Below are 12,157 nucleotides of genomic sequence, written 5' to 3' on the forward strand. Positions count from 1 at the left end.
CTGCTGACACAGGCCGGGCTTGGGCACACCCTCCCCGGGAGGATGTGCACCGCCCGGCTGCGGAAGCTGGTGGCCTCAGCGCCTGTCCGGGCCTGTCTTTGCCCTCCATTCACCGACCTGCGCACGTTGGCGGGCGGCCCGGACGGCTGCGGAGAGGCTGCCGACGTCGTACGCGCCGTGGTGGCGGAGCCCGTTGACGAAGAAGGTGGGCGTCCCGGCGACGCCGCTGATGTCCGCCGACTCGACATCCTCCGCCACGCGTGCGGCGCCTGCCCTGGCCCGCACGTCGTGTTCGAAGCGTCCGGTGTCCAGGCCGATCTCCTCCGCGTAGCGGCGCAGATCGGCCAGCCGAAGGGCGCCCTGGTGAGTGAGGAGCAGGTCGTGCATCGGCCAGTAGCCCCCTTGCAGGGCCGCGGCCTCCGCCGCCTCGGCGGCGAGCTGGGCGTGCTCGTGCACGTCCGTGAGCGGGAGGTGGCGCCAGACGTAGCGGACGTCGGCGAAGCTGCCCAGGAGGTCCCGGATCACAGGCTCGGCCCGACCGCAGTACGTGCACTCGTAGTCGCCGTATTCCACCACCGTGATGGGCCCGGACCTGGGGCCCCGGATGTGATCGCGATCCGGGTCGACGGGAACGGCCAGGTCGACGATGCCCTCGGCTCTGCCGACAAGCACCTTCAGGCGCGTACGCCGGGGAAGCAGGCCGATGGCGCCCGTAAGAGCCCAGCTCAGAACGAAGGATGCGACGATTGCGCCCAGCACGCCGACCTTCGCCTCCTCCAGCTCCGCGCCGTGGAAGGCGCGGGCCGCGATGAGCAGCGAGACCGTGAACCCGGCACCCGAAAGCGCACCCCCCACCACTACCGCCCCCCAGCCTGCCGGCGGCTGGACGCGACCGCGGGTCAGCCGGGTCACTGCCGCCGCCGCCCCGGCGATGCCGACCGGCTTGCCCAGGACGAATCCGAAGAAGATCCCCAGCGTGACGGGCGACGCGACAGCCTGCGAGAGCAGGGTCGCGCTTACCGGGATGCCGGCGTTGGCCACCGCGAAGAGCGGCACCACCGCATAACTGCTCCAGGGGTGGTACAGCCGCTGCAGGCGTTCGTTGGGGGACAGCGCGGAGGCGATCCCCTCGCGCAGGGAGCGCTCCAGCTCCGGTGTGGGCTGTTCGCGGAACAGCCGGAACAGCCCGCTGGCGTACTCCAAGTCGCTCCGCGAAGCCAGCCCGGCGTAGGTCAGCAGGCCCATGGCGAGCCCGACCACCACGGGGTCCACCCCGGACTCCAGGAGCGCCAGCCAGGCCGCGGCGGCGAGCAGCGCGTAGACGAGGCCCCGGCGCACCCTCAGGCCGCGCGCCACGAGCACCGCGCAGAGGAGGGCCAGGGCTACGAACAGCGGTGCCCACGCGATACGGGTGCTGTACGCGACGGCGATCGCGCCCAGCGCGAGGAAATCGTCGACGACGGCGATGACCAGGATGAACACCCTCAGCCCTTGCGGCATGCGACGGCCCAGGACCGCGAGCACACCCAGCGCGAAGGCGGTGTCGGTGGACATCGCCGTCCCCCACCCGTGAGCGGAGGGCTGCCCCGCGTTGAAGGCAAGGAACACGCAGACCGGGACCGCCATCCCGCACACGCCCGCTGCAAGGGGCAGCGCCAGCCGCCTGAGCTCCCGCAGCTCCCCCAGGTCGAACTCGCGCCGGGCCTCCAGGCCGAGCACGAAGAAGAAGAGCGTCATCAGCCCGCTGTTCACCCATTCGCGGAGTGGCAGCGACACGGTGTAGGAGCCGAATTGGAAGAGCAGGTGTCGGTGCCAGAACGAGTCGTAGCCCGAGGGGTCGACGTTGGCCCAGATCAGAGCGGTGGCGGCGGCCACCAGCAGGAAGGCGGAGCTGCCCGTCTCCGTACGGAGGAACGCCCGCAGGGGGGAGCGCGCGTCCCACCTCGACTCGGTCTGCCCGGAAAGCTCGACGGGCTGCGGCGTAGGCATGGCGTTCCTTACTGGCTTCTGGGCTCGGGGGCCGGCCGGCCTGTCACGGCGGGCAGCCCGTGGGGGAAGCGCGGAGGGGGAGGGCCCATGTCGTATGTCTCATGCTGCTACTACCGCTGGCACACGCAACGGGACGCCCCCACAGCACCCGTTCCGACCGGCGGTCCGTGCGCGCGCCGGCACTGTCAGTGGCCCAGGCAAGGTCCGAGTTCCCCTGCCGGCCTGCTCGCGGACCGGGCAGAGCGTGAACGCTCACGCACCGGCGTGGCGGCGATGTCTTCCGGTCCGGTGGTCGTCGGCAGTGACGGCGGTGAGGGAGCCGGTCAGCCTCCGGCCGCTCGTGCACGGTGGGGGAGGAGGCGGCTGGGACCGCTCACCCGCGAGGCCGTGGCCACCGCCACGGCGACGTCCGCGGCGGGTGCCGCCCGCTACGGGGCTGACGGTCCGGTCCTGAGCGTCCGCCACAGGACGCGGTAGAAGTCGGCGTAGCTGCGCTCCACATGTACGGCGAAGGCCTTCGTCTCCGTGTGCCGCTCGCCGAGGCGGTTGATCGGCACCGTCATCGCGGCGTGGTGCTCCACGTGCAGGTTGTTGCCGTTGGTGAACCAGGTGCTCAGCCAACTCCCCCGGATCGAACGAGTGTTGTGGAGGACATCGGTGGTGTCCGGGTCGCACAGCAGGTGTTCCGGCAGCTCCACGAGGAAGTGCAGGGGGACGGCGAGCAGCAGGGGGAGCACCCACAGTCGCAGTACGTACTCGCCGTGGCCGAAGGCCGTCAGGACGACCGCGACCGCCGCGACGGCGCCCAGCAGAAGGTGCTCGGTGACGATCCGCCGCCGCATGGCCGGCGCGACGTGCCCGTACGCGTACGTCCAGCGCCCCGTGGCCGCGCGTACGACTTCGGCGGCGACGGTGCCCAGGCGGGGGTAGTCGAGCAGGCCCCGCAGCAGCGCCGGAACGGTCAGCGGCCCCCGGGTGTCGAAGCCGAAGAACTCCGTGTCCTGCGGGGTGCCCAAGTAGCGGTGGTGCTGCAGGTGGCGCACCCGGTAGTGGCTGTAGACCACCAGGAGCGGCAGTCCGAGGGGGACGCCGATCAGCCGGTGGGGGAGGGCGCGCCGGAAGGCGGAGTGGTGCAGGCACTGGTGCTGAAGTTCCACGGCGTGGGTGAACATGGCGGCCAGCAGGATGATCCCGGCGCCCGCCGCCCACAGGTTGTGCTGGAGGGCCAGTACCGCGCCGGCGCAGGTGAGGACGGCCAGAACGGCGAGTTTGCCGAGGAAGACCCGTTCGTCGGCGGCTGTCACCCTGGCCCGCTGGAAGAGGAGGGTCGGTCGGTCGGGCCGAGCGTTGCCGCGATCGGGGAGGAACTGCTCAACGGCCACTGAGCACCACCACGTGGGTACCGTGCGCCAGGCCCTCGGACCGGGCGCTGCGCAGCAGCCCCGCCAGAGCGACGGAGCCGGCGGCGGTGGGGGTCGCGCCGTGTTCGGCCAGCGCGTCACGGGCGTCGCACAACTCCCGGTCCTCGGCGCCCAGGACGACGCCCCCGGTGGCCGCGATCGCCTCCATGGCCTCGGCGCCCTGCAAGGCGTGCCAGTTGACCAGCGGCTGGTTGTGGTCAGTGGTGGTGACGGACTGCGGCGGCAGTGTCCGGTACGGTCCCGGCCAGCAGGTCACCACAGGGTTGTTGCCGGTCGAGCCGACACCGTTGATCACCGTGTTCCAGCCGACCGCTTGAAGTCGGCGCCGCACGGCGATGGCGGTGGTGCCGTTGCCGACGGGCAGCCAGATCACCGCGGGGGGTTCGGGCAGCGCGGCCCGCAGCGCGGACACGAGCACGCCGTGCCCCCCCAGTACGGCCTCGACGTAGGGACCGTCCACGTTGCCGTCGACGCAGTCGCCGGTGGCGGCGAGCCGGCGGGACTCGTCCACGGCGTCCTCGTACGACCCGTCCACGAGGTGGACGCGGGCGCCGGCGGCCCGCATGGCCTCGCCGCCGTCGCTCCAGCCGGTGGGGAGGACCACCGTGCAGTCCACACCGGCGGCGTGACAGGCCGTGGCCATGGCCCGCCCGTAGTTGCCGCAGGTGGCGATGGCGATGTGCCGGTGGCCGTCGGCCAGGACCTGGGCGACGACCGCGCGGGCGGCCGGCTCCTTGTGGCTTCCCGAGGCGTAGCGCGTCTCGTCCTTGACCAGGACCCGGGCGCCGGGCACCAGTGCGGAGACGTCGATGAGGGGTGTGCCGAAGGCGTCGGAGGGGGCTACGGCGGACGGCGGTGCGGGGGAGGGCATGACGGGTTCCTTCGGAGGTGGTGGAGTGGCGGGGAGTGCTGCCGGTGCGCTCACGGGGCGCCGGCGTCAGGGGGCCGGCGGGTTCAGGCGGTCACGAGCTGGGCGTCCGCGTGGCCCTGGAGGTCGTCGAGATCGCCGATCTCCGCCGGGGGCAGCGCGTCGGGCAGGTCGTCCTCGAGCAGGCGCAGACGGGGCCGGGTCCAGCCGCGCGCCGCCCAGCCCAGCTGCAGCAGTCCGCTGACGACGACGAGCAGCGCCAGTCCCCGTCCCGGACCGGTGCCGAGCAGCACGCCGACCGTGTCCGCGAGGGCGCCGCCGGGCTCCAGGAGCGGCTGTACGTAGTGCTCGGCCAGCGGGCCGACGACCAGGTAGCCGATCGGCATGGTCAGCATCATCAGCGTCATGAAGATGGCGAGCACCCGGCCCTGGAGTTCGAGGCCCACCTTGGTCTGGACGAGGGCGATCCAGTGACCGTCGGCCAGGGACTCCCCGAAGGCCAGGAGGAACATCCCGGTCACGATCAGGACCGGGCTCGCGATGCCGACCAGCACCATCGCGAGGCTGGCCACCGCCATGGAGACGATCATGCCGTGCGTCCGGCGGCTGGTGCCGCCCCACAGGCCCATCACCAGGCTGCCGCAGAGGCCGCCGACACCGGCCGCGCCGAGCGCCGTCCCCAGCATCACCGGGGACTGCTCGATGAGCAGCATCGGCGTGATGACCGCGAAGCCCAGGGTGTACAGGGCATGGTCGATGACGAAGAAGCGCAGCGCCGTGCGCAGGCCGGGCCGGCGGGCGATGTAGCGCCAGCCGCCGGTGACCTCCCTGCCGAACGACTCGTCACGACGGCGGAAGAGGGAGTCGGGGAAGCGGACCACCAGCAGCGTCACGACACCCGCCGCGAAGCTGCCCACGTCGATCATGATCACACCGGAGACACCGATCACCCCGATCAGCCCTGCGGCGATCATGGGCGCGAACACGGTGCCCACTCCCACGCCGAGCTGGCTGACGCCGCCCGCGTGCCCGAGGTACCGCTTGGGCACGAGCTGGGCCACCGCGGCCAGGTAGGCGGGCCGCTGGAAGGCGCCCGCGACGGAGGTGACGGACACGGCCAGGTAGACCTGCCACATCTGCATGCCCCGGCCGAGGACCAGCAGGGCGAGCACGCCCATCGCCAGCCCCGCCACCGCGTCGCTGGTCAGCATGATCACGCGGCGGTTCCAGCGGTCCGCCACCGCGCCCGCCAGCGGCCCGGCGGCGATGCCGGGGAGCATGCCCACCGCGTTGACGAGGGCGAAGTCGGTCATGGAGCCGGTGCGCTGGTAGACCCAGATGCTCAGCACGAGCGTGCTGAGACTGCTGCCGATCATCGACAGGAACTGTCCCAGCGCCACGACGGCGAACCGGGAAAGGCTCGGCTGGGCGCCCTTCGGGCCGGCCGTCGCCGGCCGGCGCGGCGGAACCGGGCGGCGGTCCTCGTCCGTGGCCTCCGCCGCCGTGGGCCGGGACTCGTCCCCGGGGCCCGGCGTCCTGCGCCATCGTTCGGCGTGCTCGACGAGTGTCCGGGCCAGCGGTTCGCCGTGCGTCTTGACGAAGAAGTGGCCCGCCTTCGGCAGTACCGCCAGGGAGACGTCGTCCGAGAAGTGCTCCCACTCGCGGTGGCGCTCCTCGTACAGCTCGGTGACCCGGTCGCGGGAGCCCACCACGCTGAGGATCGGGGCGCGCAGCCGTGGTGCCGCGGCGTCCCGGTATGCCCTGGTGTAGTACTCCTCCGCGTCCCGCGCGTCGTGCCGCACGTTGCGCAGGGCGAACTGCTGCTGTTCGGGGTCGTCCAGTTCGGTGAAGCCGCCTCGCGCCCGCAGGAACGACAGGTACTCCCGGTCGGAGGTGAGCCAGTCGGTGGGGACCAGCCGGTGCAGCCAGTCGAAGAACCGCCCGGGAAGCCGGGCCGTCGGGAAACTGGCGCCCAGCCCGACGCCCACCAGGTCCACGCCCGCGGCCTCCGCCTGACGGGCGATCTCCAGCGTCACGGCCGTGCCGAGGCAGTGCCCGTAGAGCAGGACGGGCCCCTTCACCGCGGCGAGTTCCGTCACCACTCGGGACGCCACTTCGGTCCCCGGCAGCAGTGCGTCGTCCGGCCTGCTCAGGTCGTGGCCCGGCAGTTCGACCGCGTACAGTCCCCAGTGCGCGGGCAGTCGCTCGGCCAGCGGCTGGTACGCGACGGCGCTGCCGCCGGAGAAGGGCACCGCGACCACCGTCACGCCGCCCGCGACCGGGTCCGTCTCCTGTCCGGTGAGCCGGTGCAGCAACGGCACCGGCTCCGCCCGCTGTCCCTCGCCGCGCTCCGCGAGCAGCGCGGCCAGCGCGCGCACCGTCGGCGTGCGGTACAGCTCCACCAGCGCCAGGCCCGGGTCGATCCGCCGGACGACCCTCAGCGCCGCGAAGGAGTCGCCGCCCAAGGCGAAGAAGCTGTCGTCGATCCCGATGGCCGACTCCTCCACGCCCAGCGTGCTCGCCCAGACGCCGGCGATGCGCCGCTCGGCGGCGTCGCGGGGCGCGGTGCGCGCCGGGGTGTCGGAGGCGTCGGGCGGGGCCGGCAGGGCTCGCCGGTCGATCTTGCCGTTCGGGGTCAGCGGCAGCCGCGGCAGGAACACCACCCGCGCGGGCACCATGTGTACGGGCAGCCCGGTCGCCAGCGCCTCGCGGACGGCCGCCTCGGTGAGCGCGGCCCCCGGTGCGGGTACGAGGTAGCCGACGAGCTGTGCGGTTCCGGAGGGCAGGACGCGCACCGCGGCCGCGGACTCCGCCGCCCCGGGCAGCGCGCCGAGCGCGGCCTCCACCTCGCCCAGTTCCACCCGGTAGCCGTTCACCTTGACCTGGTCGTCCAGGCGGCCCAGGAAGTCGACGGTGCCGTCGCGGCGGTAGCGCGCGCTGTCCCCGGTGCGGTACATGCGCGCCGTGCCGCCGGCGGCATCCGGAGCGTACGGATCGGGGACGAACCTCTCCCCGGTCAGCTCCGGCCGCTCGTGGTAGCCCAGGGAGACCCCGGCGCCGCCCAGATGGAGTTCGCCCACCACTCCGGGCGGCACCGGTTCCCCGTGAGCGTCCAGCACGTACACCCGGTTGTCGGGGAAGGGGCGGCCGATGGGCAGCGGCGCCTCGGCCGGCAGTTCCGTGACATCGCCGTCGAAGTAGACGTTGTCGACGGTGACCTCGGTGACGCCGTAGGCGTTGACGACCCGGTTCCCGGGGCCGACGAGACGTTGCGCGCGCTGGTACTCGCGCACCTGCCACTTCTCGCCGCCGCCGATCAGCAGCCGCACGAAGTCCAGCCGCTGACCGCTCTGTTCGACATGGGACAGCAGGGCCCGCAGCACGGCCGGAACCAGTTCGGTGCACCGCACCCGCTCGTCGCGCATGAGGGCGTACAACTCGGCGGGGTCCAGCAGCGTCTCGCGCGGGACAACGACGAGCCGGCCGCCGGTGCAGTGCGCCCGCAGCGTCTCGCCCACGAACATGTCGAACGAGAAGCTGGCGGCCTGCTGGTACGTCCAGTCCGGGTCGAGGTCGTAGGCGCGCTGCCACATGGCCGCCGCGTGCACCAGGTTCCGGTGGGTCACCACCACGCCCTTCGGGCGCCCGGTGGAGCCGGAGGTGTAGATGACGTAGGCCGGGTCGTCCGGCGTCCCGACGGGCACGGGGTCGGTGTCCGTCGCGGCGTCCAGCAGCGCGGCGTCGCGGTCGAGCGCGAGGACGGCCGTGTCCCCCGGCGCGTCGGGGGCGCCCGGGAGGTCCAGCCGGGTGACCAGTGCCACCGGGCGGCTGTCCTCGATCATGTACCGCAGCCGCTCGCGCGGGTACGCCGGGTCCAGGGGCACGTAGGCGCCCCCCGCCTTCAGCACGCCCCACATCGCCGCGAACAGGTCGATCCCGCGGTCCAGGCAGATCGCCACCCGCTCGCCGGGGAGCACGCCCCGCTCGCGCAGCAGGTGGGCGATGCGGTTGGCAGCGCGGTTGAGCCAGTCGTAGCTGACGGTGCGCGGGCCCGACGTCAGGGCGGGCGCGTCAGGCCGCTGTGCGGCGCAGCGCTCGAACAGCTCGTGCAGGCTCCCCGCCGCGGGGGTCGCGGTGGCGGTGTCGTTCCAGGTGTGGAGGATCTGGTGGCGCTCCGCCTCGGTCAGCAGCGGGAGCCGGTCCACCTCCGTGCCGGGGTCCGCCGCACCGGCGCTCAGCAGGGTCAGCAGATGGTCCACCAGGGCCTCGACCCGCTCCGCGTCGAAGATCTCGGCCGCGTAGTCGACGGTCAGGACGGGGCCGTCAGCGGGAAAGTCCAGGCTGATGGCGAGGTCCGCCATGGTCGCGGCGGGCGCCTCGTCCCCCGCGTACACCACCAGCGGGTCGCGCGGCGCCGCCGTGTTCTGGACGGTGACGCTCACCCGGCTGAGCGGGTCGAGCCGGCCGCCGCCGGACCCTCGTACCGATGCCGCGATGTCCGGCAGCGGCAGACCCTGGTGCTCCAGGTCGCGCAGGACCGCGTCCCGCACCCGGCCCAGCAGTCCGGCGAACGTCGGCGTGCCCGTGAGGTCGCCGCGCAGCGGAAGGATGTTGAGGACGGCGCCGACGGTGCGGTCCAGCGCGGGGTCCTCACGTCCCGCCACCGGGGCCAGCACCGTCACGTCGCCGCGTCCGGTGTACCTGCCGAGCACCGCCTGCACACCCGCCAGGACGACCATGAAGAGGCTGACCCGGTGCTCCCTGGCGCACGCGTTCAGCCGCGCGAGCGATGCCGGGGCGACAGGGCGGGTGACCCGTCCCGCCCGATGGGTCGCGACGGCGGCGCGAGGCCGGTCGGCGGGCAGGTCCAGGTCCAGGTCGGCACCCTGGAAGCGGTCGCGCCAGTACGCGGCGAGCGCGGCGTCGCCGGAGGCGGCCGACCGCTGCCGGGCTACCTCCGGAAGAAGATCCGGCGCGGCGCGCCGCGGTTCGCGGCCCGCACTCAGATCGCCGTAGATCTCCGCGAGTTCGTCGCCGAGGACTCCCACCGACCACCCGTCGAAGACCACGTGGTGGACCGTCAGGAAGAGTTCGTCTGCCTCGGGGGTGCGTATCAGCGTCGCACGCGCCACCTCGCCGCGTTCGAGGTCGGTACGCTCCGACGTGATCCGGCGTCGCTCCTCGGCCGCCCGCCCCCGCGCCACGTCCGGTGTCAGCTCTCGCAGGTCGATCTCGCCGAACGGGACCGGGGCGGACCGGTCGGTGGTCATCACCGGCTCGTCGCCGACGAGGGGGAAACGCGACACCAGGGCCGGGTGGCGTGCCGCCAGTTCGGCAAGGCACCGGCGCAGCAGCTCGGGGCGGACGGGGGCCGCCCAGCGGTAGCGGATGCCGAGGGTGTGCACCGGCAGTTCGGGGCTCACCTGCTCGGCCATCCAGAAGTCCCGCTGCAGCGCGGTGAGGGGGAGCGCTGTCGGCTCCTCGGCCGGGTGGTCCTCGCCGGGGCCGAGTGCGGGTGCGGGGTCAGCCGTGGGCGCGGGGCCGGGCGCGGTGCCGGCGCCGCGGACGACGTCGGCGACCTGGGCGAGTGTCGGCGCCGCGTAGAGCGCGCTGAGGGTGAGGTCGGCGCCGTGCGAGTGCCGCAACCGGCCGATCATGCGGATGGCGGAGAGGGAGTCCCCGCCGAGGGAGAAGAAGTCGTCCGTCGGCCGGATGTCCCCGGCACCCAGCAGTTCGCGCCACACCGCGGCCACCAGGGCTTGCGGTGAGGAGTCGCCGGCGTCGTCCGCCGTGTATGGGGCCGGGCGGCGGGCGGCGACCAGGGCGGCGCGGTCCACCTTGCCCTGCGCGGTCAGCGGGAACACGGCGTGCGCGGTGAAGACGGCCGGCACGAGGTAGTGCGGCACCCGGGCGGACAGCTCACGCCGCACGGCATCGGTGCCCGGAGCCTCGTCGGTGAGCACGAGATGGGCGGCGAGCCGCGGCGCACCCGCACCCGAATCCACCAGGACGATCGCGTCGGCGACACCGCGCACAGCTCTCAGCGCGCTCTCCACCTCGCCGGGTTCCACCCGAAAGCCCCGTATCTTCACCTGCTGGTCGAGCCGGCCGAGGTACTCCAGGCTGCCGTCCGGCAGCTGCCGCACCCGGTCGCCGGACAGGTACTCCCGCCCTCCGTCCGGACCCTCGCGGAACCGGTCGTCGGTCAGGTCCGGCCTGCCGAGGTAGCCGGTGGCCACTCCCGCGCCGCCGATGCGCAGCTCGCCCGGCTCACCGGGCGCCGCCGCCGTGCCGTCTTCGTCCGTGACCCGTACGGCGACCCCCCGCAGCGCGGTTCCGATCGGGACGGGCCCGTCACCGGCCCATGCCGTCAGATCGGCAGCGGTCGCCACGACCGATGTCTCCGTGGGGCCGTAGGTGTTGAGGAGCCGCACCCGCGTGCCGACCCGCTCCCGCCAGCGGGCGACCGCCTCGGCGTTGACCGCCTCACCGCCGATGATCACCATCCGCACCGTCGCCGGGAAGGTCGCCTCACCGCGGTCGAGTGCGCCGACGAGTTCATGCCAGTACGCGGTGGGCAGGTCGAGGACGGTGATGCCCAGTCCGGCACACCGGTCCAGGAAGACATCGGGCCGGCTGATCATGTCGTCGTCCCGGACGACGACCGCGGCGCCGACGGTGAGCGGAGGGAAGATCTCCTCCACGCTGGCGTCGAAGCTGAGCGACGCGAACTGCAGCACCCGGTCCGCGCGAGACAGACCGTAGCGCTCGCGGGCGGCCCGGCAGAAGTGCGCGAGGGCGCGGTGCGGCACGACCACGCCCTTGGGCCGTCCCGTGCTGCCCGAGGTGAAGATGACATACGCGGGGTTCTCCGGCGCGACGACGACGCCCGGCGCGGGATCGGCGCCTCGGCCCGCGTCCACGGTGAGCACCGCCGTCCCCGGGGGCAGCGACGGCACGGCCTCGGCCGCGCCGTCCGCCTTGACCAGTACCACTCGGGGTTCGGCCTGCTCGACCATCACCGCCAGGCGCGCCGCCGGATAGCTGGGATCGAGCGGCAGGTAACCGGCTCCCATCCGCAGCACCGCCAGCATCGCCGTGACGGCGTCCCGGCCCCGGGGCAGGCACAACCCCACGAGATCCCCGGTCGTGACCCCGCTCGTGTGCAGCGCCCCGGCCAGTGCGGTGACCTCGGCCATGAGGCCGGCGTAGGAGAGCGCGCCCCTGGCGTCGATCACGGCCGGCGCGTCGGGGGTGCGGCGCGCCTGCTCCTCGATCGCGGCGAACAGGTCCGACGCGGGGGCGCCGGCGCCGTTCGAGTCGATGACACCGGCGCCCTCCCCACCGCCCGACACGGTCGAGTCCCCAGCTGTTCTGACACGCACGCGCTCTCCCTGGAAACGGTCCCTGCACTGGCGGCGACTCGCAGCGAAGCGCCTAGGCGAATGTGCGAGACGTGCACGACCAAGGCGCGTACTTCAGCCAGCAGTTCACGAACGAGCAGGTGAACACGGTTCGTTGATGGTGCAGATCTGGCCAAGTCACCACCGGACGGCTGCCCTTGAGGGTTCTCGAGTGCGTCGGTGCGCCCGGCGCACAGCCCGTGTCCCGAGTGGCAGACGGATCAGGTCGCGCACCGCCATGGTCCGGCCGGCCTTGTGCGTCCAGTGCGGCCTTCGGAGCGGCGCCCCCGCCTTCGGTGACTCGCCGTGAGGCCGTGGACCGGCCTGGCTGGGGTCACACGTACCTGGTGATCTTGGTGGATCGGTGTTGAGGTCAGCCCGTAAGGCGACGGGGTCACCCCCGTGGGCCGCGCGGCGCTCATGAGGGCTTGGCCGACGCGCGCCCTCCCGCCCCGTGACCCGACCGCGCGCCGCAA

General features: G+C 73.2%; 4 protein-coding genes. All 4 read right to left on the bottom strand.

Annotation, left to right across the window (positions count from 1 at the left end; translation table 11 throughout):
* Positions 1 to 75: 75 nt before the first annotated feature.
* The 4 genes from ACFWN1_RS03455 to ACFWN1_RS03470 all read right to left on the bottom strand — a co-directional run bounded on the left by ACFWN1_RS03455 (position 76) and on the right by ACFWN1_RS03470 (position 11,663).
* A complete protein-coding gene (locus ACFWN1_RS03455; protein ID WP_384357712.1) occupies positions 76 to 1,989 on the bottom strand; it encodes a Na+/H+ antiporter NhaA in 1,914 nt (637 codons plus the stop codon).
* Positions 1,990 to 2,417: 428 nt separating this feature from the next.
* Positions 2,418 to 3,371, bottom strand: coding sequence for a fatty acid desaturase family protein (locus ACFWN1_RS03460; protein ID WP_384357714.1), 954 nt, complete (start codon positions 3,369 to 3,371; stop codon positions 2,418 to 2,420).
* Complete coding sequence (locus tag ACFWN1_RS03465; protein WP_384357716.1) at positions 3,361 to 4,281, bottom strand: pyridoxal-phosphate dependent enzyme; 921 nt, start codon at positions 4,279 to 4,281, stop codon at positions 3,361 to 3,363. Before ACFWN1_RS03465 ends, ACFWN1_RS03460 begins: the two co-directional genes overlap by 11 nt.
* 83 nt (positions 4,282 to 4,364) lie before the next feature.
* Complete coding sequence (locus tag ACFWN1_RS03470; protein WP_384357718.1) at positions 4,365 to 11,663, bottom strand: amino acid adenylation domain-containing protein; 7,299 nt, start codon at positions 11,661 to 11,663, stop codon at positions 4,365 to 4,367.
* Positions 11,664 to 12,157 lie beyond the last annotated feature (494 nt).

Origin of the sequence: Streptomyces sp. NPDC058459 (assembly GCF_042721685.1) — a bacterium.
Classification (GTDB): domain Bacteria; phylum Actinomycetota; class Actinomycetes; order Streptomycetales; family Streptomycetaceae; genus Streptomyces.

What these genes read in the sequence shown, in the direction of transcription:
- ACFWN1_RS03455 (WP_384357712.1), bottom strand. Translation starts at nt 1,989, where the DNA reads ATGCCTACGCCGCAGCCCGTCGAGCTTTCCGGGCAGACCGAGTCGAGG.
- ACFWN1_RS03465 (WP_384357716.1), bottom strand. Translation starts at nt 4,281, where the DNA reads ATGCCCTCCCCCGCACCGCCGTCCGCCGTAGCCCCCTCCGACGCCTTC.